The organism is Tepidibacillus decaturensis (genome assembly GCF_001561915.1).
In the GTDB taxonomy this organism is placed as follows: domain Bacteria; phylum Bacillota; class Bacilli; order Tepidibacillales; family Tepidibacillaceae; genus Tepidibacillus_B; species Tepidibacillus_B infernus.
Genome location: NZ_LSKU01000001.1, coordinates 1969280 through 1995504 on the forward strand (window position 1 = coordinate 1969280; position 26225 = coordinate 1995504).

The window sequence follows — 26225 nt, forward strand, 5'->3', positions numbered from 1 at the left end:
ATATCATAACAAAAAAAGACAACTTTACGCTACGCCTAACCGAAATTCATCTCCCACTTTCACTGGTGCTGGCACACCTTCACGTTTAGAAGTGGGAGACTTCTTTCGGAGGGAAGTTAAAATTCCATAAAACATTAAAATAAGTTTGTATATTCCATCGCGCTCCGTCATCCGTGCCCTTCTATGAATAAAGATTAAGGAGAGAAAGGCACTTCTGAAGGCACACAAAGTGTACAAGTCGTGCTACACAGCTAAAGCTGCTAGTCACGCTATGTCACAGCTTATGGAATATACAAACCCTTAAATGACAAGTGGAGGAAACTTTTACTTTCTTAATCTTTAAAAAAGTGAGTTGTCGAACGACAAACTCACTTTTTTGATTCCTTTTGCTCGTGCTCCCCATTTTTTGTCTTTTTGAGAATAAAATAGGCACAACCAAAATTACAATATTCAAATAGATACTCTTCAAATGATTCGATTTTCATCTCATGGGATACCCGAGGGTTCTCTCCATAAAACCCTTTAAGGCGCAATTGGTTATAACCCCAATCCCCTACAATATAATCATATTTATCAAGTACTTCACTGTAACGATCACGAAAAGCTTCCGCGTTCCAACCATCTTTATGATTCACAACTAATTCGAATGTATGGCCAAACATGTGTATCATATCTTTTATCGACTCCTGTTGTTTAACTTCTCATTTATTGTAGCATAAAATATTACAAATTGTTAGATTTCTAATCATGGAAAAGATTACACTTCACTTGTTGACACTACTCTAAAATTTGACTAAAATTACTTTGTAAATAAAAATATATAAAAAGGGTGATAATAATGGAACTAAAAAATACGAAAACTCTTGAAAACTTAAAAGCTGCATTTGCTGGTGAATCTCAAGCAAATCGCCGTTACCTATACTTCTCAAAAAGAGCAGATGTTGAAGGATTAGCTGATGTTTCTTCCTCTTTCCAACGTATTGCTGATGGTGAAACATCTCACGCTTTCGGTCATTTCGACATGATCTTGAAATATGGTGGTGGCGACCCTGTAACTGATCTTCCAGTAGGAACAACTGCAGATAACTTAAAATCTGCAATTGCCGGTGAAGAATATGAATTCAGTGAAATGTATCCAGGATTTGCAAAAGTTGCTCGTGAAGAAGGTTTTGACGAAATTGCAGAATGGTTTGAAGTAATGTCAAAATCTGAAAAAGCACATGCTAACACATTCAAGAAAATTCTTGATCGTTTAAACGACTAATTTCTATTATAAATACTTATCCTATTCATGTATACTTAGAAGTGAGGACTAGGGCTAATTAACCTAGTCCATTCTTTTATATGACAAAGTGAAAAGTATAGGAGGTATCTTGATGGCAAAGCTAACGAAAGCCGATTTAATTCCATATGCACAATACGTAAATTTACACGAAAAATTTTTAAAAGAAGTGATCGCTGAAAAAAAATGAGAAGGGTTTCGATCAGTGATCGAATGACAGGTTTATTTGAATCAAAACTGACCGTATTTTATCAAATTCAGGAAATGATCCGAGCAGAACAAATCACAAACGATACTTACATTGAGGAAATGTTAGATGTATATAATGACCTTCTTCCTGAGCCAAATGAATTAACCATGACCTTATTCATTGAAATACCAAATCAACAAGAACTTAGAGAATTTAACAAAACCATTGTTGGCATTGAAAAAGCAGTTGAACTTGTTTTTGATTCTCACGTCATTACTTCCTACGAACCAGATGCAGAAGATGAGGATGATGAGAAATATACGCAATCTGTACATTATCTCCACTTCCCATTTTCCGATAGTCAAAAACAAGCCTTCTTAAATACAGACAAGGTCACCTTAAGAGTAAATCATGCCAACTATCAAAGAGAGACAACCTTATCTAAAGAATTAGTTGCAGAATTACAAAAGCAACTTGCAAATCAATAGAAAGATTTTTCTTTTACCAAGCAGTAGTGTCATCCAACTAGTTGGCGCTTTCCAATTAGTTGGATGATTTTATTTTTTAGTAAAATCTAAGTTTAAAAGCACTTTATAGGCCATCATACCAGTCCTTCTAAAAAAAATCGAATACATATATTGTACGAACAAAATGATTAGGGAAGGCTTGGTTTGCATGAAAACCATCTATATCCTGTTTTTAGGCGGTTATGACCCGATGTCATGGATCATAAAAATGGTGACTAAAGCTCCTTATGTCCATTCCATTCTTGCCCTAGATTCCAAACTGACTGAGCTTTATAGCTATAATTTGAAAATCAGAATAAAAAATAGAAGATTATCCTACCAAAATGGTTTTATTGTGGAACAAATAGATCAATATCAAAAGAACTTGCCCTATTGGTTGTATCGAGTGAAGGTTACAAATCAACAATATAAAAAAATAGCGAAACTGATTTACTACTTTAAAAATAACCCTGATGTAACTTCTTATCATATTAAAGGAGCACTTGGATTTATGTTCCCTATACTATGGAAACATGTGAATAAACGAAAAAAATACACCTTTACTTGCTCGGAATTTATTGCCTATATGCTGCAAACAAGTCATGTCGTATCTTTTGATAAACCAATCTACCAAATATCACCTAAGGATATTATCCAGACAAACAAATTAAAGTTTTTAGGAAATGGGAAGATTGGCAACTTAAGCAACAGAGGGGATATCATCGTATTAGGGATTATTTTACTACTGATTCGCCATTTTCTTATCATTTGGCAAGGTCAAACTAATCAATCCAGAAACAACTAAAATCCAACTTAAGAGTTTTAAAACAAAGGTTAATCCACTTTCCGAAGATGCAGCATGGTCGACAAAATATCCTAATGCGGTCGCTCCAATCCCAGCTGCACCAATCGCAAAGCCAATCATTAATCCTGAAGCCATCCCTACTTTTCCTGGAATAAGCTCTTGCCCAAAGACCACGGTTACGGCAAAGGAGGAAAATAAGATAAAACCTAAAAAGCCAACTACAACCATGGCGATGATTCCTTCTACGTACGGTAAGAGAAAAAGGAATGGAATCGCAAGCAGCAATGAAGCGTTAACCACGGTCTTTTTGCCTAGATAGTCAGCGATTGGCCCTCCAGCTAAGGTTCCTAAAGCACCAAACAATAAAAAGATAAAGGTATAAACACTTGCTTGGTCAATCGTCATTTTCGATACATTGATATAGTATAATGGAAGAAAGGTCGTGACCCCGATTGTAATCCAAGACCGCATCGTCACAACAAAAACAAGTAGAAGCAAGAATAAAGGTTGGTCTTTACCCTTTATTTCTTTTACTGATCGTTGTTGACTTATGCGTTTTTCTTTCATCCAAGGTCTTAAAATCCATAGTAAGTAGGCCGCTAACACAGCTGGAATTAAAAAGAATGGTGTCCCTTTTACCCCCATCGTGGATAAAAACAATGGGATCATTAACGGACCCAATGCCTGTCCACCATTGCCACCTACTTGGAAAATCGATTGTGCTAGTCCTTTCCCTTTACCTGCAGCCAAATGGGCTCCACGACTTGCCTCAGGATGAAAGGCAGCTGAACCAAGACCACTTAATCCAACAAAGAATAACAGCCAGACATAGGATGGGGCAACGGCAATACCTGACAAGCCTAGACCGGTGAAGAACACCCCTAGTGGCAATAACCATAATAACGGTTTACGATCAGAAAGGTAACCAAAAACGGGTTGAACCAACGAAGAAGTAACATTTGCTACCATAATAATGAGTCCAGATTGTGTATAAGATAGATCAAACTCAATGATTAAAATAGGAATTAAAGCCGGTAGTACTGACGTCATTAAATCGTTAAGCATATGACCTAAGCTAATGATCAATAAAGGAACCCGATTACTCGCTAAAAGCCTCTTAGTTTGTACCGATGTGGCTGTTTCCATTTCACAGTTTCCCCTCTCGTATACTCTCTTGTTTCTTTCTTTTCTCAAATTAACTATACTTCAAACTATATTTCAAAATAGGCTCTCGATTTCCGTTCCTTAACCCTGCTTTAACTATGTTTACCGAAGTAAAATCGTTTTCCTGCAATGACTAGGATCAAAATTAGTACACTGGTTAAGACAATCGTTCCCCCAGTAGCCAAATTAAAAAAATACGAGAACAAGATTCCGATAATCACAGATAACAAGGAAAAAATAACGGCATACATTAACGCTTTTCTAAAACTATTAGCTATTTGCAAACTTGCAGCGACTGGTATCGTCATCAATGAAGAAACCAATAATATCCCCACGACCCTCATCGATAAGGAAATCGTCAAGGCCACAAGAATAATAAAAATCGTATTGATAAAACGATGAGGTATCCCACTTAGTCTTGCAGCTTCCTCATCAAACGAGAGATAGAATAATTCTTTAAAAAAGAAATAGATCGCTAATAGTATAATAAATCCAACAATAGCTATCGTAAATAGGTCTTTTCCTGAAACAGCCATTACACTCCCAAATAAATAACCAAATAGATCAACATTTGTACCACTTACTAAGCTAATGAGCACAACTGCCAGTCCGATTCCAGTCGATAGCATAATCGGAATCGCCAATTCTTCATAGGAACGGTATAATTTACGTAACTTTTCAATTCCTAATGCAGCCAACACCGCAAAAATCATACCTGATAAAACAGGATAAATCCCACCTAAAATCCCGGCTGCTACCCCTGCTAGTGTAACGTGAGATAAGGTATCTCCAATTAAAGATAATCTTCGTAGCACGATAAATACACCAATCACCGGACTGATCACACCAATTAAAATTCCAGCTAAAAAAGCCCGTTGCATAAAATCATACTGTAATATTTCTAACATCTCTCTACTCCTTCATATGGTGGTGATGAGTGACAAGACTCATTTCAGAACCATAAGTTTTTTTCCAATATTCCTCGTTGCATTTCAAACTCATGGGGCGTTCCATGGAAAAATAATTTTTTATTTAAACAGGCCAACTTCGTCACTTTCTCCGTTACCATCCCTATATCATGAGAAACTAACATTAAAGTCATTCCTAGTTCCCTATTCAGTTTTCCCATCAATTGATAAAACTTTTGCACAGACTCTGTATCCACTCCAACTGTTGGTTCGTCTAGAATTAATATTTTGGGTTCACTTACGATTGCCCTGGCAATAAATACTCTTTGTTGCTGTCCGCCAGATAATTTGGCGATATTTCGTTTTGCATACTCTTCTAAACCAACTTGTTCTAAAGCTTCCATTACTTTATTTTTATCTTGCCTCGTTAACCTTTTAAATAAGCCAACTTTTCCATACAGACCTGTTTCAACGATTTCTTCCACAGTTGCAGGAAATCCTCTGTTAAAACTATTGGCCTTTTGGGAAACATAGCCAATTTTTGGCCAATCTTTAAACGTTTTAATCGGCATACCGAATAATTTGACTTCACCAGATGTAGGTTCTAATAAACCTAAGATGATTTTTAATAAGGTAGATTTTCCTGAACCATTAGGCCCTACTAACCCAACAAAATCGCCTTCCATCACTTTCAAATTGACATGTTTTAAAACATGTTGCTCACCATATCGAAAAGAAAGCTCTTTTACTTCAATGATTGGTTCATTCATCTATTTCACTCCCAAAGCAATCTTTAACACCTCAAGATTTTTCTTCATGATCGATAAATAATCTTCACCACGTTCTAGTTCATCCTTCGTTAATCCTTCTAATGGATTTAATTCTAACCTTTGAGCACCGATTTCAGCCATAATCGTTTTAGCATATTTTGATTCAACCAATGGTTCAAATAAGATGTATTTGATGTTAAGTTCTTTTGCTTTCTTTATAATATTCGCCATTTCTTTTGGGCTTGGCTCATCCGAAGTAGATAATCCAGCAATAGAAACTTGATTTAAACCATAGCGTTCAGCAAGGTATCCAAAAGCCGCATGAGAAACAAAGATATCCTTGCTAGGTGTTTTTTCCAAGGTGTGTTGATAAGCTTGATCCAAATCGAGCAAAGCTTGTTTTAATTGCTGAAAATTGCCTTCATACTCTGCTTGGTGATCAGAGTCAATTTTAACCAATGCCTCTTTTATTTGTTCTGCTTGAGAAATTGCATTGACTGGATTCAGCCAAACATGTGGATCTAAACCCTTTCCATGTTCATTTTTTTGTCCCTGTTCATCTGTATGCTCATCTTCAGTCGTAAGAAATTCGATCTGCTTCGTAGAATCGACAACTTCAACTTTTTCTTTTATATCATCCACTAGATTCCCTAACCATGGTTCAAATCCCCCACCATTATAAACAAATAGATCTGCTTGATTTAATTGGGCGATTTGTTTTGGCGTTAATTCAAAATCATGAGGTTCTACCCCAGGAGGAATGAGATTTGTAACCTCTACATGGTCTCCCCCTATTTTTTTAGCAAAATCAGCAAGAACATAAAAACTCGTATAAACTGTAACCTTTTGATCTTGATCAACACCCTGATTTTGATTATTCTCTTGATTTTTATTTACATTGGCACAGCCAACAAATGATAAAATAAATACCAATATCATCAAAGCCACAAATAACTTTTTCATGATTTATCCCCTTTCATAAATCGTAATCATTCTTATTTAACATATCCCATTATAATATGTTTCATTAAATATGTAAATCGTAATGATTTGGATTTAAACTATTTTTCAACTTTCTATGATACAATAATTTGAACGATTCTGAATTTATGTATACACTATTCATATAGAATTTAACCAGGCAAGGGGGAACATTCATGGAAAAAATGCTTCAAATTAAAGGGCACATTATTCGTGACGATATTTTAAAACGAATTGATGCTTCTTGTGTCCAATATAATGGTACCTATCGGGTTCTCGAACTGATTGTAGGAAAAGCAGTTGATGATTTATCATCTGCAAAAATAGCCATTGAGATCAGTGAAGAAGGCTTTAATTTAATATTAAACGAATTAACCAACTTAGGTGTAACAATTCCCACAACTGAGGTTCATGCCAAACTTAAGCCTAGCGAAAAAGATAAAACTGTACCTGATGATTTCTATTCCACTACGAATCATCCCACAGAAATATTCCTAGAAGGTAAATGGATCAAGGCGCAAAATCAGCGTATGGATGCCGTTTTAGTTGTAAAAAATGACGAAGTGTTCTGTACAAAGTTACGCGATGTAAAAAAAGGCGATCTCATTGTATGTGGTTCTGAAGGTGTCCGTATTTTGCAAGAAAAGAATGGCTCAGATGAACACGAATTCGCTTTTATGATTAACGACGTTAGCTCGGAACGTCGCGTTGAACTGGTTGTAAAGAAACTAGCTGAAGAAATGAAAGCGATTAAAGCAAATAATGGTAAAATCGTTGTTGTTGCTGGCCCTGTCGTTATTCATACAGGTGGAATGGATGCCTTTCAAGATATGATTCGTAAAGGGTACATTTCTGGTTTGTTATCAGGAAATGCCCTCGCCGTCCACGATATTGAGCGAGATTTGTTCGGCACCTCCTTAGGTGTCGATTTAGATACAGGTAAAGTGGTTAAAGGCGGCCATAAAAACCACATGCGAGCCATCAATGCTGTAAATAAATCAGGAAGTATAAGTCAGGCTGTACAAGATGGTACGATCAAAAGCGGTATTATGTATGAATTAGTGAACCATCAAGTGCCCTTTGTTTTGGCCGGTTCGATCCGCGACGATGGGCCTCTTCCTGATACCATCATGGATCTTATTAAAGCACAAGAAGCTTACGCCGATATGGTAAAGGATGCGGAAATGGTGATTATGCTATCTACCATGTTGCATTCGATTGGAACAGGCAATATGTTGCCTAGTTGGGTAAAAACGGTGTGTGTAGACATTAACCCTGCCGTCGTCGCCAAATTAGTAGACCGTGGCTCTGCCCAGGCAAAAGGGGTTGTTACCGATGTTGGATTATTCTTAACCCTATTAAACCAACAACTTTAACATTCACACGAATAATCACTGATTATCTCTTACCCATCTTACTCAAATTACTCAGTAATTAAACATCGAGCGCAACTAAAGTTACAAGTTAGACTACAATCCTACTTTTAGGTGGAATGATGATGGAAAAAAAAGACTCATTAACATCACTTTTACTACAAGTTCAACAGGGAAGACTCTCTGTCGCTGAAGCAAAAGCAAAATTAAAAAACTATGAAGAACTAGGTTTTGCAAATCTAGATCTTCATCGAGCAAAAAGGACAGGATTTCCAGAAGTGATCTACGCGGAAGGAAAATCGACAGAACAAGTATTAGTGATTTTTGAACGATTGATTACAAAGAATAAAGTCGTTCTAGCAACAAGAGTAACAAAGGAAATGGCAGAACAAATCCTATGGAAATTTCCCAGCGTTGAATATAATGAAATAGCTAGAACCATTCTATGGAATCGTAAGTCAGAAGAAAAACACCCTGGTTATATAGTGGTGGTTTGTGCTGGTACATCTGATCTTCCTGTTGCAGAAGAAGCTGCAGTAACTGCCCAAGCGATGGGAAATGAAACGAAACTCATTTGCGATGTTGGTGTCGCAGGTTTGCACCGCTTAATTGATAAAATCGATTTGATTCGAAAGGCCAATGTGATCATTGTAGTGGCAGGTATGGAAGGCGCTCTTCCCAGTGTTGTCGGTGGTTTAGTTGATAAACCTGTGATCGCGGTCCCGACTAGTGTAGGATACGGTGCTAATTTCAAAGGGTTATCTGCCTTGTTAGGGATGTTAAATTCTTGTGCCAGTGGTATCTCCGTAGTTAACATTGACAATGGCTTTGGGGCAGGTTATCAAGCAGGGCTGATTAATAAATGGATGGATCCATCCTTTAAAGGAGAATGACGATGAAAATTTTATACTTTGATACTTTTTCTGGAATTAGTGGCGATATGGCTCTTGCAGCTCTTATTGATGCAGGGGCAAATCCTTCCTATATTGAAATGGAATTAAAAAAATTACCAGTTAATCCTTTTAATTTACAATACCAAAAGGTCGTCAAAAAAGGAGTTACTGCATTAAAACTTGATGTAGTCATCGATCCCCATACAGAAGCTATTCATCATCGCCATTACATCGATATTATACAGATGATTGAGGAGTCGGAATTACCAGAACGTGTAAAGGAAAAATCAAAAAAATATTCGAAAAAATTGCTATTGCTGAAGGAAAGATTCATCATCTTCCTATAGAAAAAGTCCATTTTCATGAAGTGGGTGCAGTTGATTCTATTGTCGATATTATTGGCGTAAGCTTAGCTCTTGAGGATTTAGGTATTGACCTAATCTATACTTCTCCTATTCCTTTGGGTTCAGGCCAAATTAAAATTGAACATGGGATTTATCCAATACCTACTCCCGCAACATTAGAAATATTAAAAGGGATTCCCATTCGTTCTTCTCATGTTCCCTTTGAAATGACCACACCAACTGGAGCAGGAATTGTAGCTGCCCTAGGTTCAGGTTTTCATGGTTATCCTTCGATGACAGTTGAAACAATCGGATATGGGGCTGGAACAAAGGATTTTGAAGATCGGCCCAATGTTTTACGTGCAGTTGTTGGGACAACAAATGAACTATACGCCACAGAACCCCAATTTACAATGGCACATGAACATGAACACCAACACCATGAACATCATCATGATCATCATAATCCTTTGACAATGCCAATTCGATAATCGATTTGTTGTACCTTTATAGGGCTACTCGAAGATTAATCGAGTAGCTCTTATTGTTCTTTTGCCCACTGATATCCTTTTTCCTTTACCAGATCATAGACCCATTTAATTGGAACCTGATGTTCTTTTGCTAACCGTACACAATCTTCATACTCAGGGGCTATTTGAACAATTTTGCCTTCTCGTTTCCCGATCTTCACTGTACATTTCCCCCACTCTGTTTCCACCTCTATAAATGTTCTTTCTAAACGATGAACTGTATAGGGAGTATACCTGATGCCTAGAGTGGTGGTTTCAAGAAAAAGAAAATCCATCACCTTTTCTCGAATTTCCTCTCTACATAATATATGAAGAACTTGTCCAGGACGATTTTTCTTCATGATCACTTGTACAATATATACATCATTTACACCCATACTAAATAATTGTTCCATGATATATCCATAAAATTCTGGATTCATGTCATCAAGGGAAACCTCTATCTTTACCATTTGTTTATCAATATGTTCATTTAGATTATTTTTCATATTCTTCATGATCTCCCTTACTATATTTTTCGAGATAAATTTCAGGTCAATTTTACCATTTTCCTTTATACATAGAAAAGGAAACTTTTTTAAAAACTATTTAAATGAATTGAACTAAAGATGATTTTGGAGAGATGGAAATGAGACTGTTAAACAAACGATTAATATGCACTTTAATAATTATCAGCTTAGTTTCAACGATTCCTATACAGAGTTTAGCTAAAGGAGAACAAGACGATCTGTTTCAAACGAGAATGGAGCTATATAAAACCATGGATAATATTTATCAAATCCCATGGTACTATATTGCAGCCATTGATCAGTATGAAAGAAATATTCAACCTGTCAGGCAGGATCTTCCTATAAAAAAAGGTCTAATCAGCATCTATTTTTCAAAAGAAAAATGGGCCGGTTTTCTCAATCCAAATCCCGAAGATCAAAATCCAATGCGAATTCAGTTTTTTAATGGTTTTGGTGTAGATGGGGATGGGGATGGTTTAGCTGATCGAAATAATGATGCTGATGTTCTTGTTGCTTTTTTAAATTATCTAAGTCGGTATGGGACGACAAAAGATAGCCTCAAGAATGCTTTAATGGATTATTATCAAAGCGAGTTACCAGCCAAAATCATTGATGAAATCGCTCTCATCTACAAAACCTTTAATACCCTTCAATTAGCAGAACGGGTTTTCCCAATTCCCAAATGGAACAGTTACTCCTATCGAAGTACATGGGGAGATACAAGAGGCTGGGGAGGGCGAAGAATACACGAAGGGACTGACATCTTCGCTTCTTATGGTGCAGCAGTACGAAGTGTTTCTTATGGGTATGTTGAAGTCCTAGGCTGGAATAAATATGGGGGGTGGCGTGTTGGAATAAGAGATACAAACAATATTTATTATTACTACGCTCATTTAACAGGGTTTAAAAAAGGATTAAAAGAAGGAGATATTGTCAAACCAGGTGATGTCATCGGATATGTTGGAAGTTCTGGTTATGGCTCTCCAGGTACGCAAGGAAAATTCCCCCCTCATTTACATTTTGGTATGTATAAATATAATGGCCGTCATGAGTGGGCATTTGACCCTACCCCTTATTTACGTGTTTGGGAAAGAAAAAGAAAATAAAAAAGTTTGTATATTCCAACGTGCTCCGTTGTCCGTGTATTTCTTTTAATGAATAATAAGGTAAGAAATACACTCCCAAAAGTCGCTACTTATGGAATATACAAACTTAAATAATAAGAGGTAGCTCTTTTTGCTCTTGACAATTTGCTGATTCTCGTACAAACTAGAAGAAATAACAAAAGCATACTTCACTTCTATCCAGAGTGGTGGAGGGATCTGGCCCTACGAAACCACAGCAACCGGTCGAATGACCATGGTGCTAATTCCAGCAGAATTTTTCTGGAAGATAGGAGAATCGTGAATACACGTAGCCCTCTCCTATTTTGGTGAGGGTTTTTTCATTATAAGATTCCTAGGGAATGTATATTATATGTATACATCTCCATATTATGAGGAGGGAGAAACAATGAACAAAATAGATCGTTTAAAACAACAAATGGAGCAAAAAATCCTCATTCTTGATGGTGCAATGGGTACAATGCTACAAAATGCTCAATTAACTGCCAAAGACTTTGGTGGAGATCAATACGAAGGTTGCAATGAAATTTTAAATCTAATCCGTCCAGATCTAATTAAACATATCCATCTTACTTATTTAGAAGCAGGAGCAGACATCATTGAAACGAATACTTTTGGAGCTACCCCAGTTGTATTAGCAGAATATGGACTTGAAGACCGAACTGAAGAAATCAATCTTGCTGCAGCAAAGATTGCAAAAGAAGCTGTTGATCAAGTTTCTACCCCCGAATGGCCACGCTTTGTCGCTGGCTCCATGGGGCCAACAACCAAAACCCTTTCTGTTACAGGTGGGATTACATTTGATCAATTATCGGATTCATATTATCAACAAGCAAAAGGATTAATCATCGGTGGTGTAGATTTACTTTTGTTAGAAACTGCACAAGATACACTTAATGTGAAAGCGGCTGGAATAGGAATTCAAAAAGCTTTTGCAGAATGTAAAGTAGAATTACCTGTTATGATTTCAGGCACGATTGAACCGATGGGTACCACTCTTGCAGGTCAAAATATTGAAGCTTTCTACATCTCCTTAGAACATTTGAAGCCCATTTCCGTAGGACTAAACTGTGCAACAGGGCCTGAATTCATGCGTGATCATCTCCGTTCCCTCTCGCAATTAGCTACAAGTGCAGTTAGTTGTTATCCTAATGCCGGATTACCAGATGAAGATGGTCATTACCACGAGTCTCCCAAAGCCTTAGCTGAGAAGATGTCGCAATTTGCAAAACAAGGTTGGTTAAACGTTGCAGGTGGATGCTGTGGCACTACACCAGATCATATCAAAGCTCTTTCAGAAACATTAAAAGAATTTAAACCTAGACGATTTCAAAAGGAACATCTCCCTGCCGTGTCAGGAATTGAGCCAGTTTTTTTAGAAAAAGAAAATCGTCCCCTCTTTGTAGGAGAACGAACGAATGTGATCGGTTCTAAGAAATTTCGAGACCTGATTGCAGACGGTAAGTATGAAGAAGCCTCTGAGATTGCCCGTGCTCAGGTAAAAGGCGGCGCACAAGTGATCGACATCTGTTTGGCCAATCCTGACCGTGATGAGTATTTCGACATGGAGCAGTTCCTACAATATGTAGTCAATAAAGTCAAAGTACCGTTTATGATTGATTCAACCGATTCAAAGGTAATTGAGCTTGCTCTAAAATATTCTCAAGGAAAAGCCATCATCAATTCAATCAATTTAGAAGATGGCGAAAGACGTTTTCAGGAGATCGTCCCACTCATTTTACAATATGGTGCAGCCGTTGTTGTTGGAACGATTGATGAAAAGGGAATGGCTGTTACGAGTGAAAGAAAATTAGAAATAGCTAAACGTTCTTATGATTTGCTTGTTCATCAATATGGAGTAAATCCTCAAGACATTATTTTTGACCCATTAGTCTTTCCAATAGGAACAGGTGACGAAGCATATATTGGATCTGCAAAAGAAACGATTAAGGGAATTCAACAAATCAAGGAAGCTTTTCCTGAATGTCAAACCATTCTTGGCATTAGTAACGTTTCCTTTGGGTTACCCCCTGCTGGTCGTGAAGTATTAAATGCTGTTTTTCTTTACCATACAACACGTGCCGGCCTAGATTATGCTATTGTGAATACACAAAAGCTTCAACGCTATGCTTCCATTCCAGAGGAAGAAAGACAATTAGCTGAACAATTGATTTTTAACACAAATAAACAAACCCTTGCTCAATTTGCTGATTTTTATCGCAATAAAAAAGTGATCAAGGAAGAAACTAGTATCAGGTATCCATTGGAAGAACGGTTAAGTAACTATATCGTGGAAGGATCAAAAGACGGCCTGATTGATGACTTAAAAGAAGCCCTTAGCCGGTATACTCCTTTAGACATTATCAACGGCCCTTTGATGAAAGGAATGCAACGTGTTGGGCAACTATTTAATGACAATGAATTAATTGTTGCCGAAGTATTACAAAGTGCTGAAGTGATGAAAACGGCCGTTTCCTTCTTAGAGCCTTATATGGAAAAAAACGATTCTACACAAAAAGGAAAAATTCTACTTGCTACTGTAAAAGGGGATGTCCACGATATTGGGAAAAACCTTGTAGAAATTATTTTATCCAATAATGGTTACGAAGTAATTAACCTTGGAATTAAAGTACCTCCCGAACAATTAGTGGCTGCTTTTAAACAGGAAAAACCTGATGCCATTGGCTTATCTGGACTCCTTGTTAAATCAGCACAACAAATGGCCATCACTGCTCAGGATCTAAAAACCGCTGGGATTGATGTTCCCCTTCTAGTAGGAGGAGCTGCATTAACAAGAAAATTCACTGAAAACAAAATTGCAAATGAATATGATGGACTTGTTTTCTATGCAAAGGATGCAATGGATGGGTTAAATATCTTAAACCAGATTAGTGATGAAGCCTATAAAAACGAACTTATTGCTGAATTACGAAAACAGCGCCAAACAACTGCTGATATGGGTCATACTGACAATATAATAAATGATTCAGTCTTGACCAATAAAAGTATCAAGCGTTCATCAACCAGTCAAAACGTACCTGTTTTTCAACCGCCAGACTTCGATCGTCATATTTTGCGGAATTATCCAATTGATTTTTTGTATCCTTATTTAAATATGAGGATGCTACTCGGAAAACATTTAGGGATCAAAGGAAATATTGAGCAACTTCTTGCTCATGGTGATGCTAAAGCTTTCGAGCTAAAAACAGCGGTCGAACAGCTACTAACGGAAGCAAAAAATAAAAACTTCATAAAAGCAAATGGAATGTATCAGTTCTTCCCTGCTCAGTCGCAAGAAAATGACATTCTTGTTTACGATCCAAAAGATTATTCAAAAGTGATTCAGCGTTTTTCATTCCCAAGACAGCAAGAGGAACCCTATTTATGCCTAGCTGATTTCCTTCGACCTGTAGAAAGTGGTGTGATGGATTCTGTTGGATTCTTAATAGTAACCACTGGTCAAGGGATTATCGATCTAGCTTCAGAGTGGCGAGAAAAAGGAGATTATTTACGTTCTCACCTCTTGCAAGCAACTGCCTTAGAATTGGCCGAGGCTTTTGCAGAAAGAATACATCACATGATGAGAGACATCTGGGGCTTCCCGGATCCTTCAGAAATGACTATGGTAGAGCGGTTCGCCGCCAAATATCAAGGAATTCGGGTTTCATTTGGCTATCCAGCTTGTCCTAACCTTGAGGACCAAAAGAAATTGTTTGCCTTACTAAATCCTGAGGACATTGGCATCCACTTAACAGATGGCTTTATGATGGAACCAGAGGCTTCTGTTTCAGCAATGGTCTTCGCTCATCCCGAAGCCAGATATTTTACCGCTGTTAAATCTTAATCATTATCCTTATCTACACAAAAAACCTCACTAGAACTTAGTGAGGTTTTCCTATTTAATCTAACATCCAAAAATTCTACTGATGACTTACCGCATTTTGTCCTGTTTGGCTTGAGGATTTTTTTGATTTAGAGATGGCGACTAATAAGGCAACCCCTAAACCTCCCCAAAGAAGAGTAGCTCCAAAGATAAACATAAAGATTGCACCTGTGCTCATTAGAATTCCTCCCTTTTATAACCTGGAATGAGTTTCATCATGACTCCTAACACAATTGCAGCAATCGCAACTCCCCAACCAAATACGATTAGACTATTTAATGTATATCCTCCATATAGTTCAGTAAATTCCGTTTTAAAGTTTAGAACCATCATGACTCCTAACACAATTGGTGTGACAAAACGGATCATAATATCCCACCAGCTACCAATTGCAAAATCGGAAAGCGGGTTATTATGCTCACGAATCGTTGAAACCTTGAAGAACCAGCCAAGGAGAATAACCTCAACTAATCCTGCTAAAGCAATACCAAAGGAATTGATAAAGTGGTCTACAATATCTAAGTAATATAAACCACCACCGGTAACATAAAAGAGACTAAGCAAAAAGGTTACAGCAGTAGAAGCAACAACTGCCTGTTTTCTACTTAAGGAGAATTTATCCATCACTGCCGCAACAACTACCTCTAGAATGGAGATCGCTGAAGTTAATCCGGCAATCACTAATGCACCAAAGAACAAGACACCCATCAATTCGTTCATAGCAGGCAATTGGTTAATAATTTGTGGGAAAACAACGAAAGCTAACCCTACGCCTGCTTTTGCAACATCCTGTACAGGCACACCACTTGATGTAGCCATAAAACCAAGTACCCCAAACACACCTAATGCAGCTAAAAATTCAAAGCCACTATTGGATAGACCAGTAATGAAAGCACTATTGTTGATCTCTGCTTTCTCAGGTAAATAACTAGAATACGTAATCATAATTGCAAAAGCAATACTTAGACTAAAGAAGATTTGCCCGTACGCAGCAATCCAAGTATCACCATCAAAAATCTTGCTAAAATCTGGGGTTAATAAGACATTTAAACCTTCTGTTGCACCAGGTAATGTTACCCCACGGATTGTAAATATAATCATGATAATCAATAATAATGGCATTAAAAATTTGGAAATACGTTCAATCCCTGCTTTAACACCTCGATATAATATAAAGAAAATAACTGCCCAGACTACTAATAGAACGAAGAAAATGTGCCACTGAATTCCTCCAGTATGCCAAACTCCTTCTGATATGTTTAAATATTCTGAAAATAAAAAAGACTCAGTATCCTCACCCCATTTTAACCCTAGGGCAAACCATGTATAACTTGCACTCCACGCAATGATCGCAACATAATAGGTCATAATTACAAAAGAAATAAGTACCTGCCACCAGCCAAGCCATTCAGAATTCTTCAAGATTCTACGAAATGATAATGGTGCAGACCCTTTAAATTTATGGCCAATACCGAACTCAAGAATAAGGATCGGAATACCTGCTGTTAGAAGTGCGAAAAAGTATGGTATTAGAAATGCGCCACCTCCATTTGCATATGCTACATAGGGGAAACGCCAAATATTACCTAATCCAACTGCGGAACCAATGGCTGCCAGGATAAATCCTGCCCTGCTTCCCCATTGTTCTCTTTTACCCATGTGAATGACCTCCTTTGAAGTTTGTATAACTTTTATATGTTTTATATATTACAGCACTTGTGTGATAAAGAAAAGAGCAAATTTTTAAAAAAAATATATTTTTCATATAGAAACGCTTACATTTATACTTTCAATATAACCCACCAAAGTGACAACTTCTTTCGAAGTAAAATCCGATTACTTTTGTGGGGTCGCATTAAAATAAAGAAAAATCCAACCATGTTTACTCATGATTGGACCTAGATATTGACGGAAAATAGATTCGAAATGTGGTTCCTACATCGACAGTACTTTCTACTTCTAATCTACCATGTAATCTTTCTATGATTTGTTTTACAATAGCTAGTCCTAACCCTGTTCCACCACTTTTTCTACTTCTTGCTTTATCCACTCTAAAGAACTTTTCACCGATTCTAGCAAGCTGTTCTTTCTCCATTCCTTCGCCTGTATCACTTACTTGTAAGACGATGTCATCATAATAAGGATAAATTTCAACAGTAACTTTTCCACCTGACTTCGTATGTCTTAATGCATTATCTAGTAAATTGACTAGAATTTGAATGATTCGATCCTCATCCCCAATCATCCACATCGGTTTACTATAATGCTTTTGTAAGGCAACTCCTTTTTGCATATAAGCTGGTAGATACCTTTCAACCACTTGGTTAACAATATGATCAAGGCGTATTTCTTCTAGATACATGGGGTAGGTGCTTTTTTCTAATTGTGCCAAGTCTAGTAGATCATTAACCAACCGTTCCATACGACAAGTTTCGTTATGAATCGTTTCTAAATATTTTGCTTGTGTTTCTTTTGAATCAGCCACCCCATCTATGATAGCTTCCGTATAACCTCGAACATAGCTTAAAGGGGTTCTTAATTCATGAGACACAATGGCTAGAAACTCTCTTGTATCGTTTTCCCGCTTTCTTTCCGCAGTTACATCATGAATTACCAGGATAATCCCCCATAACTCCTGATCTTCGATTAACGGGCTTAAATATAAGAAATAGGTCTTATCATGTAGTTCAAATTCACCTGTAACAATATCCTTTTCTTGTTTAACCCTTTCGATATAAGCTTTAATCTCTGGTAAATGGATAAATTCTTCCTTTTTCAAACCTAATTTTCGTAAAAGATTCTTTGACGGATTATTTAGTAGGACAAATCCTTCATTTTTGTGGATCGTTAGAACACTATCACTGATTCCATCTAAGATTTGTGAGAGTTGTTTTTTCTCTTTTGATAATAAACTAATCGTTTTCTTTAGCGAATCAGATAGATGGTTAAAGGTTCTCCCAAGTCTACCAATCTCATCTTCTGTATAGACTTGTATTTTAGCTTCAAAATCCCCATCCATCATTTTTTTGGCTACAGATTCCATTTCTCGCAGTGGTTTTGTCATTGTACTGGTAATGAATTTTCCCATGATAATCCCTAGAAAGAAAAAACTGACAAGGAAAAGAAATAGTAAAAATCGTATTTCTGCAACGGCTTCAGTCACTGTTGCTAGTGGCATATAAAGAAAAACAGCACCTACCAACTGATTTATCTCAGGATCGATTAAAGGAACAGCCACGGCAATAATATCTCTTTTAAACCGTGCATGTTCACCAATAATCGTGATCACTTCACCCTGTGATAACTTTTCTCTCTGTTCATAAGAAACAAGTGGTTCTGCATGCTCACTATCAACAGGAAGGCAAGCCCCCAAGTCTGCAGGATTATCGGTAATCACGATTTCTTCGTTGGTTAATGAGTTAATATCATTTACTTTTTCCTTAAATGACTGACTGATTTCCCCTCCTGTATACCTGCTAACAATCTTCTTTCCCTTTTCTGCTAAGTATTTTTCTGTCTGTTCAACATAGAGATGTCTGTAGAGGTAAAGAGTGGTCCAATAATTAAATAAGCTACTAATCAAGAATGCAATAATCAATGTAATCCATAGTTTTGAACTAAGGTCTAATCTTAATTTAGTATATCTCAAACTTATAACCTACCCCCCATATGGTAGAGATGTAATTTGAAAGATCCCCTAGTTTCATCCTTAAAGTTTTGATATGGGTATCTACGGTTCTTAAGCTTCCATAAAAATCATAACCCCAGACATGTTCTAAAATTTGTTCCCTTGTCCACACCTGATTTTGATTTTTCGTTAAAAAGAGTAACAGATCATATTCTTTAGGTGTAAGAACTAGTTCTTTTTCTTGAACCTTCACTCTTCTAGCTTTTTCATCAATTGAAATGGCTCCAAAAGATTTCATCAGTGGTTCACTCTCAGACTTATTGGTCACTTGTGACCTCCTTAAAAGTGCTTTGATTCTTGCCACTAATTCCCTAGGACTAAAAGGCTTCACGATGTAATCATCGGCACCAAGCTCTAATCCGTGAACACGGTCTAGCTCATCTCCTCTAGCTGTTAACATAATAATTGGGACTTCTGAACTCTTTCGAATTTCTAAACAAGTCATTAACCCATCCATTTCAGGCATCATCACATCTAACACAATACAATCAAATTCAGAAACCGAAAGTTTATCTAATGCGTCTTGACCGTTGTTTGCTTCCTCCACGATGAAATGTGACTTTTCTAGGTATGCTCTTAATAATTCTCGCATTTGTGGTTCATCATCAACAATTAAGATCTTCTTGTCTTGAAATTGAACCATTTTATTCTCCTCCCATATAAACAATTGATAATGGATGACCGCCAATATCTATTTCTTTTACCTTTAGTAAACTTTCCTCTCCAAAAATAGTTAAAGAACGACTATCATAGTTTGAGACATAAATATACCCATTAGCTATCGTAAAATCAAAAGGATTATTTCCTACATAGACTGTTTTCTTATCTTTTTCCTTCCCATTGAGAGAAAAGATGGATAGCTGATTTGAGCCATGGCTAAGAACATATAATTTTTTCGTCTTCTCATCAAATTCTATTTTTATTGGCATTAATCCTGTCTGTAATAGATGATACGTACCTTGATCTAAATTGATTTCATAAATCTTATCATTCGGGGCTTCAGCATCCCCATGGCCACCAACCCATAACCTCCTTGATTCTAAATTTAAACCAATCCCCATGGTTCTTTTTGGGCTTTTAAAATCTCTTGTCACTACCCATTGTTTTAGGTCAATTTCTTTTACTTTCCCTTCCTCTAACAAACCTACATATAAAAATTGTCCATTCTCAGAGATTTGTAATGTGGCTGGTTCTTGTCCGATCTCCATTTTTCTAGTAATTTGTAGATCATATGCATCCCATTGGTAGATAGATCCCTCTTGTGTTCCAAAATAGAGATATTGCCCATCTTTAGAAATGGTTTGAGCAATGATTCCCCCTCCAATTGGATATTTTCCAATCAATTTTCCTGTGTGTGCATCAAAAAGGAATAATTGATTCATCTCTTTTCCAGAAGCATATAAAATCTTTTGATCTGGGGATAGTAAAAGATGTTGCACAGGTGCATCAGTTGTAATCTCCGCTATTTTTTGAAAATGAATCGGATCAATGACTAAAATTTGCCCCTTGTTTACAACTGCAACAAAAATCGCAGAATCAGAATCTTGAAGAAGATATGGAGTTTTGGTACTGCAACCTGTAGCTAATATCAAGATGATCAACGTAAAGATATACTTTTTCATCCTTTTCCCCCAAAAAAATATCAACCTTATTTACATCTATTGTACATTATATTTGTGTTAAGAAATTATGAGGATTTTATGAAAAAAAAGAAGCCCACAAAAGTAACGACTTCTTTTGAAGCGTATTCCGAGTACTTTTGTAGAGCTCCATGAATATTGAAATAAGTTTGTATATGACAAGTGAAAGATTTAAATCGCCTCGGGTGCTTTTAACCCTAATATACTTAACCCATGCTGTAATACCTTAGAGGTGGCAGTAGATAAACCTAATTTTGCGATTTGCTCTTTCTCATTTTCAGTAATCACTCGTTCTTGGTGGTAAAAACGATTAAACTGTGCACTTACATCCAACAAATATCTTGCCACAATTGATGGTTCAGCACGATTTGCTGCTTTAATCAAGATATCTGGGTATTGGTTTAAAAGCAAAGACAAAGCCCAAGCAGCTTCCCCTGTAAGATAGCTTCCATCAATTGAATGGATCTGTTCTTCGCTTATGTTCGCCTTTCTTAACAGACTTCTAGTTCTAGCGTTCGTATATTGGACATAAGGGCCTGTTTCCCCTTCAAAATTTAGCGCATCTTCCCAAGAGAAATTCACTTCATGCATCCGATGTTGTTTTAGATCATTAAAAATCACTGCACCAACTCCTACTGCTTTGGCCGTTTCCTCACGATTTGGAAGATCAGGGTTTTTCTCGGCTATGATCTGATCAGCCATCTCAATACTTTTTTGTAAAACTTCCTCTAATAAGACAATGGTTCCTTTACGCGTAGACATCTTTTTATTTTCAAATAACATAAGACCAAATGGCACATGTTTCATTTCTTCTGCCCACTGATATCCCATCTTCTTTAAAACGGCAAAAACCTGTTGAAAATGTAACGCTTGCTCGTTCCCTACCACATAAAACATTTTATCAAAATCAAAAGCATCTTTACGATATAATGCAGCAGCTAAATCGCGAGTAGCATAGATCGACGAGCCATCTTTCTTTTTAATCAAGACAGGGGGCATGTTTAGATCTGAAAGGTCAACAATCATCGCCCCTTCACTTTCTTGCAATAATCCTTTTTCTGTTAGTTCTTGGATAACTCGATCCATTTTGTCATTATAAAAGCTCTCGCCCATAAAATGATCAAAATGAACACCTAAGAGATCGTAAATTTTTGAGAATTCTTGTAAGCTTTCTTCAACAAACCATTTCCATAAGCGGAGAGCTTCATCATTACCCTCTTCAAGCTTTCTAAACCATTGTCTTGCCTCATCCTCTAATTCTGGATGTTTCTCTGCCTCTTCATGAAATTTAACGTAAATTTTCACTAATTCTTCAATTGGGTTTTTGCGAATCACTTCATCATTACCCCATTTATGATAAGCAACAATCAACTTACCAAATTGGGTTCCCCAATCTCCTAAATGATTGATACCAACCACTTGATAACCTAAAGCTTGATATAAATGAACAATCGCATTACCAATCATCGTCGAACGCAAATGAGGTAAACTAAATGGCTTAGCAATATTAGGAGAGGAATAATCGACCACAACCGTTTTCCCTTTTCCAATTTCACTTTCACCATATGTATTTTTCTTGTCTAAAATCGTTTCAATCAGCTGTTTTGCATATTTTGCACGGTCAAAATAAAAATTTAAATATGGACCAATTGCTTTACAACTAACTAATGGATCACTTAGTTGTCTTGACAAATCTTCAGCGATTTGGTTTGGGGCTTTACGAAATGCTTTTGCTAAAGAAAAGCAAGGAAATGCCACATCCCCCATCTCACGATTTGGTGGGGTTTCTAATAGATTCAGAATATCCTCTACACTAAGGTCAAGCGATTGACTTAAAACTTTAGCCACATATTGTTTCATTTTTTACCAACCTTTCAATATATAAAACCCCTCATCTCATAGAGAAGAGAGGCTAAATTCACCCTATATTCCCAATTATTATATACAACTGTCCAGCTATAAATCAAGTAATAGTCTAATTAATGCCTATTTTTTCATCTTAGGGTCAAGCGTATCCCTTAATCCATCTCCTAATAGGTTAAACCCTAATACAACAAGCATAATGGAGATGCCCGGAAAAATTACTGTCCAAGGAGCCAATTGAATATAATCTTTGGAATCAGCTAACATCGTTCCCCATTCAGGTGTTGGTGGAACTGCACCTAGTCCAAGAAAACCTAAGGCAGCCGTTTCAATGATCGCTGTTGCAATGCCTAATGTCCCCTGAACAATAATAGGAGTCATACTATTTGGTAACAAATGGTGAAAAAGTATGCGGCTATTTTTCATTCCAATTGCTTTTGCCGCTAAGATAAATTCTTCTTCTTTTAGACTTAACACTTTAGACCTTACAAGCCGACCATAAGTAGGGATATTAATAATGGCAATGGCAATCAAAGCATTGGTTAAAGATCTTCCCAAAACGGTTACAATCGCTATCGCTAATAAAATACTTGGAAAGGCCAACATGATATCGAAGATTCTAGAAATAATCATATCGATCCATTTTCCATAATACCCTGCAATAAGTCCGAGCATCGTACCAATCACAATCGAGCCAATTACCGATAAAAATCCGACTCTTAATGATATTTGCGCTCCATAGATGATTCTAGTAAATAAATCCCTTCCTAAATCATCCGTCCCAAAGAAATGCCCTTCAGATAGAGGAGGTAAAAAACGATTTTCTAGTACTGATTCCTTAAAGGAATAGGTAGTTAATAAAGGAGCAAAAATAGCTAAGAAAATAAAAAACAGAATGATTGTACCACCGATGAGTGCTGATTTTTGTTTAAATAATCTTCGAATAATTTCCAACCATAAGGACGGAATCTTTTGTTCTTGAGCATAAGGCTTTAGTGGCGTTTCTACTTCTGTTTGCATCGATTTCCCCTCCTTAACGGTATCTAATTCTTGGATCAATGGCTGAATATAGTAAATCGACGATCAGGTTAACAAGGACGAAAATAGTAGCAATGACTAAAATTCCTGATTGGATCACTGGATAATCCCGAACCGCAATCGCATCATAAAGATACTTTCCAATTCCAGGCCATGCAAAAATCGTTTCTGTTAAAACTGCACCACCTAAAAGTAAACCAGTTTGTAAACCAACGACAGTTAAAATAGGAATAAATGCATTTTTTAAAGCATGCTTATAGATTAAGAAGAATTGATGAACCCCTTTTGCCTTTGCTGTACGAATATAGTCTGAATTCATCACCTCTAACATACTCGAACGGGTCATTCTTGCGATAATGGCCATGGGAATTGTACCTAAAGCGATACTTGGTAAGATGAGATGTTTCAGCACTTCTTTTAATCCTTCAAAATCACCCGCTATTAATGTATCGATGAGATAAAAGTTGGTAATCGGTTGAACAGGATTTAGAATCCCGTCTCGACCAATAGAGGGCAACCAATTTAACTTTTGTGCAAATACCCATTGTTCCATTAAACCAAGCCAAAAGACCGGCATTGATACACCTAAAAGGGCAATAAGCATCGCGATATAATCAAACCATGAGTTTTGTTTCCAGGCTGCAATAATCCCTGCATTTACTCCAATCAAAATGGCAAATGCCATCGCAAAAAAGGTCAATTCTATCGTTGCAGCCAAATATGGCCTAATCTCCTCAGATATCGCTACTTTCGTTTTAATGGAGGTTCCTAAATCCCCCTTGAATATTCCTACCATGTAGTTTTTGTATTGAACGATTAGTGGATCATTCAATCCTAATTCCTCTCTCATATTTTCTAGGACTTCAGGGGAAGCCTTCTCACCGAGAATGGTTTTGGCAGGATCACCGGGAATGAGATGGACAATAGAAAATACGAGTAAAGACATTCCAATCAAAACAGGAATCAACATTAATAAACGGCGAATTGTATAAGATACCAACTTCTTCCACCCCAATCTATGTTGAATAAGATAGGGTAGTATGTAGTCACACTACCCTTTAACCATAATTATTCAAAATGAACTTTTGTAAATTTATCTGAACCTGTAGGATGAGGATTAAAACCTACAATGTTCTTTTTACCAAGAAGTGGTGGTGTGGAGTGTACTAATGGTACCCATGGTGCATCATTATGAATGATTTCTTGCGCCTGTTTGTATAGCTCTGTTCTTTCGTTCACATCACTGGATTGCTGTGCTTTAATTAAGATTTCATGTAACTGGTCATTTTTATAGAAGGAGATGTTACCAGCATCTGGCGCTTTAGCATTATCCTTATCTAAGAGAACATAAAGGAAATTATCTGGATCACCATTATCACCAGTCCAACCTAAAAGAGCCATCGAGTGTTCGCCCTTACCTGTTTTTTCAAGGTATGTTGCCCACTCTTCAGTGACTAAATTCGTTTTTACGCCAATTTTTTCAAATTCCGCTTGCATCGCTTCGGCTATTTTCTTTCCTTGTGGAATGTATGGACGAGGAACAGGCATATACCATAGATCAGTTGTAAATCCATCTGGATAGCCTGCTTCTGCTAATAATTTTTTCGCTTCATCTAAATTATAAGCATAGTCTTGAACTGCATCATTATATCCCCATAAAGAAGGTGGCATTGGATTTTTGGCTGGTTCAGCTAAACCGTTATAGAATGCATTGATCAAAGCTTGTTTGTTAACTGCCATACTTAATGCTTGACGAACTTTTACATTATCAAAAGGTGGTTTTTCAGTATTAAAGGCTAAATAACCAACGTTCATACTTGGGCGTAACCATACTTGTAAATCTGCATTTTTCTCCGCTAAGGTGACATCATCTGGATTAACCCCATCCATCATATCGATATCACCACTTTGTAAAGCCGTAAATCTTGCTTGATTATCAGGAATCGATTTGAAAATCAATTGATTTAATAATGGATAACCTTGTACCCAGTAATTCGGATTCTTTTCTAAGACTATTTTATCATTACGAATCCACTGTTTAAAAACAAACGGACCAGTACCTACAGGATTTTCACCAAATTTATCTCCATATTTTTTGATGGCGTCTGGAGAAGCAATTGCAAAAGCAGTCATCGCAATATTGTTTAAAAATGGACCTTGTGGTTTATTTAATTGAATTTCAACAGTATAAGGATCTTTGGCCACTACTTCTTTGATGACATGACCTTCATCCCCTTTATATCCACCGAACATGTAACCATAATAAGGGAAATCCCCTTGATGGTACGGATTTTCCTTATCCATCCAACGATTAAAGTTAAAGACGACGGCATCTGCATTAAAATCAGTACCATCATGGAATTTAACCCCTTGTTTTAAGTAAAAAGTCCAAGTTAAACCATCTTCAGAAGCCTCCCATTTTTCCGCTAAAGCAGGTTCAATTTCTGTATTTCCTTCCTTATAATCTACTAAGGTATCAAAAATATTTTTGGTTACGTTAAGTGATTCTCCATCTGTTACATTTGCAGGATCTAATGACACAGAATCTCCCCCACGTCCAAAAACCAAAGTAGATTGAACTTCTGCTTCTTGTTGTTCTTGATTTTCCTTTGGTGCAGTTGTTTCCTTACTACCACAACCAGCTAAAACGACTGATAATAAAACTAAAATAGCTAGTATAAAAGATAATCCCTTCTTCATTTTTCTATTAACCCCCTTATTTTCTTTCATTGAT

General features: G+C 36.9%; 22 protein-coding genes, 1 pseudogene and 1 riboswitch. Of the genes and pseudogenes, 8 read left to right on the plus strand and 15 right to left on the minus strand.

The features are described 5' to 3' along the window. Positions 1 to 368 precede the first annotated feature (368 nt). A complete protein-coding gene (locus U473_RS09315) occupies positions 369 to 671 on the minus strand; it encodes a YutD family protein (protein WP_068725622.1) in 303 nt (100 codons plus the stop codon). 167 nt (positions 672 to 838) lie between these two features. On the opposite strand from U473_RS09315, the gene U473_RS09320 reads away from it, so the two are divergent. The 3 genes from U473_RS09320 to U473_RS09330 all read left to right on the plus strand — a co-directional run bounded on the left by U473_RS09320 (position 839) and on the right by U473_RS09330 (position 2783). Then, positions 839 to 1264: a rubrerythrin family protein gene (locus U473_RS09320; RefSeq protein WP_235589095.1), complete on the plus strand. Its 426-nt coding sequence runs from the start codon at positions 839 to 841 to the stop codon at positions 1262 to 1264. A gap of 204 nt (positions 1265 to 1468) precedes the next feature. Further along, positions 1469 to 1960, plus strand: coding sequence for a DUF3501 family protein (locus tag U473_RS09325; RefSeq protein WP_068725625.1), 492 nt, complete (start codon positions 1469 to 1471; stop codon positions 1958 to 1960). A 187-nt stretch (positions 1961 to 2147) separates the two neighbouring features. Next, positions 2148 to 2783 (plus strand): hypothetical protein, encoded by a 636-nt coding sequence (locus tag U473_RS09330; protein ID WP_068725627.1) that lies wholly within the window; start codon positions 2148 to 2150, stop codon positions 2781 to 2783. Here the strand turns inward: U473_RS09330 and U473_RS09335 are convergent. The 4 genes from U473_RS09335 to U473_RS09350 all read right to left on the minus strand — a co-directional run bounded on the left by U473_RS09335 (position 2721) and on the right by U473_RS09350 (position 6588). Continuing rightward, on the minus strand, positions 2721 to 3929 hold the full coding sequence (locus U473_RS09335; protein ID WP_068725629.1) for an MFS transporter: 1209 nt from the start codon (positions 3927 to 3929) through the stop codon (positions 2721 to 2723). The genes U473_RS09330 and U473_RS09335 overlap by 63 nt on opposite strands. A gap of 110 nt (positions 3930 to 4039) precedes the next feature. Next, positions 4040 to 4855 carry a metal ABC transporter permease gene (locus U473_RS09340; protein WP_068725631.1) on the minus strand — a complete coding sequence of 272 codons (816 nt, stop codon included), beginning with the start codon at positions 4853 to 4855 and terminating at the stop codon, positions 4040 to 4042. Positions 4856 to 4899: 44 nt separating this feature from the next. Next, positions 4900 to 5625, minus strand: a complete 726-nt coding sequence (locus U473_RS09345) for a metal ABC transporter ATP-binding protein (RefSeq protein WP_235589096.1) — start codon at positions 5623 to 5625, stop codon at positions 4900 to 4902. Then, positions 5626 to 6588: a metal ABC transporter substrate-binding protein gene (locus tag U473_RS09350; RefSeq protein WP_068725633.1), complete on the minus strand. Its 963-nt coding sequence runs from the start codon at positions 6586 to 6588 to the stop codon at positions 5626 to 5628. 194 nt (positions 6589 to 6782) lie between these two features. On the opposite strand from U473_RS09350, the gene U473_RS09355 reads away from it, so the two are divergent. The 3 genes and pseudogenes from U473_RS09355 (at position 6783) to larC (ending at position 9707) form a co-directional block, all read left to right on the plus strand. Next, positions 6783 to 7982 (plus strand): ornithine cyclodeaminase, nickel-pincer nucleotide-dependent, encoded by a 1200-nt coding sequence (locus U473_RS09355; protein ID WP_068725635.1) that lies wholly within the window; start codon positions 6783 to 6785, stop codon positions 7980 to 7982. Positions 7983 to 8101: 119 nt separating this feature from the next. After that, positions 8102 to 8872: a nickel pincer cofactor biosynthesis protein LarB gene (larB, locus tag U473_RS09360; protein WP_201024177.1), complete on the plus strand. Its 771-nt coding sequence runs from the start codon at positions 8102 to 8104 to the stop codon at positions 8870 to 8872. 47 nt (positions 8873 to 8919) lie between these two features. Then, positions 8920 to 9707: pseudogene (larC, locus tag U473_RS14315) on the plus strand (nickel pincer cofactor biosynthesis protein LarC). 50 nt (positions 9708 to 9757) lie between these two features. Here the strand turns inward: larC and larC2 are convergent. Next, positions 9758 to 10303 (minus strand): nickel pincer cofactor biosynthesis protein LarC2, encoded by a 546-nt coding sequence (gene larC2 / locus U473_RS09375; RefSeq protein ID WP_321164182.1) that lies wholly within the window; start codon positions 10301 to 10303, stop codon positions 9758 to 9760. Between the two features lie 71 nt (positions 10304 to 10374). Here larC2 and U473_RS09380 point away from each other — a divergent pair, with 71 nt between their 5' ends. Both U473_RS09380 and metH read left to right on the plus strand, forming a co-directional pair. After that, complete coding sequence (locus tag U473_RS09380) at positions 10375 to 11361, plus strand: M23 family metallopeptidase (RefSeq protein WP_068725647.1); 987 nt, start codon at positions 10375 to 10377, stop codon at positions 11359 to 11361. 191 nt (positions 11362 to 11552) lie between these two features. Then, positions 11553 to 11654: riboswitch (SAM riboswitch) on the plus strand. A gap of 113 nt (positions 11655 to 11767) precedes the next feature. Next, positions 11768 to 15223, plus strand: coding sequence for a methionine synthase (gene metH / locus U473_RS09385; protein ID WP_068725649.1), 3456 nt, complete (start codon positions 11768 to 11770; stop codon positions 15221 to 15223). A 76-nt stretch (positions 15224 to 15299) separates the two neighbouring features. Here metH and U473_RS14625 read toward each other — a convergent pair whose 3' ends face one another. The 9 genes from U473_RS14625 to U473_RS09425 form a co-directional block, all read right to left on the minus strand. Continuing rightward, positions 15300 to 15440 carry a MetS family NSS transporter small subunit gene (locus tag U473_RS14625; RefSeq protein ID WP_153012036.1) on the minus strand — a complete coding sequence of 47 codons (141 nt, stop codon included), beginning with the start codon at positions 15438 to 15440 and terminating at the stop codon, positions 15300 to 15302. Then, positions 15440 to 16921: a sodium-dependent transporter gene (locus U473_RS09390; RefSeq protein WP_068725651.1), complete on the minus strand. Its 1482-nt coding sequence runs from the start codon at positions 16919 to 16921 to the stop codon at positions 15440 to 15442. Before U473_RS09390 ends, U473_RS14625 begins: the two co-directional genes overlap by 1 nt. A 223-nt stretch (positions 16922 to 17144) precedes the next feature. Further along, positions 17145 to 18911: an ATP-binding protein gene (locus U473_RS09395; RefSeq protein WP_068725653.1), complete on the minus strand. Its 1767-nt coding sequence runs from the start codon at positions 18909 to 18911 to the stop codon at positions 17145 to 17147. Further along, positions 18898 to 19593: a response regulator transcription factor gene (locus tag U473_RS09400; RefSeq protein WP_068725656.1), complete on the minus strand. Its 696-nt coding sequence runs from the start codon at positions 19591 to 19593 to the stop codon at positions 18898 to 18900. The genes U473_RS09395 and U473_RS09400 overlap by 14 nt, the downstream gene beginning before the upstream one ends. A 1-nt stretch (position 19594) precedes the next feature. Further along, positions 19595 to 20572: a YncE family protein gene (locus U473_RS09405; protein WP_068725658.1), complete on the minus strand. Its 978-nt coding sequence runs from the start codon at positions 20570 to 20572 to the stop codon at positions 19595 to 19597. 189 nt (positions 20573 to 20761) lie between these two features. Beyond that, positions 20762 to 22450 (minus strand): arginine--tRNA ligase, encoded by a 1689-nt coding sequence (argS, locus tag U473_RS09410; protein ID WP_068725660.1) that lies wholly within the window; start codon positions 22448 to 22450, stop codon positions 20762 to 20764. A 126-nt stretch (positions 22451 to 22576) separates the two neighbouring features. Beyond that, complete coding sequence (locus U473_RS09415; protein ID WP_068725662.1) at positions 22577 to 23473, minus strand: ABC transporter permease; 897 nt, start codon at positions 23471 to 23473, stop codon at positions 22577 to 22579. A 13-nt stretch (positions 23474 to 23486) separates the two neighbouring features. Continuing rightward, on the minus strand, positions 23487 to 24491 hold the full coding sequence (locus U473_RS09420; RefSeq protein WP_068725665.1) for an ABC transporter permease: 1005 nt from the start codon (positions 24489 to 24491) through the stop codon (positions 23487 to 23489). A gap of 68 nt (positions 24492 to 24559) precedes the next feature. After that, entirely contained in the window at positions 24560 to 26191 is a 1632-nt protein-coding gene (locus tag U473_RS09425; RefSeq protein ID WP_068725667.1) for an ABC transporter substrate-binding protein, read from the minus strand. Positions 26192 to 26225: the final 34 nt, after the last annotated feature.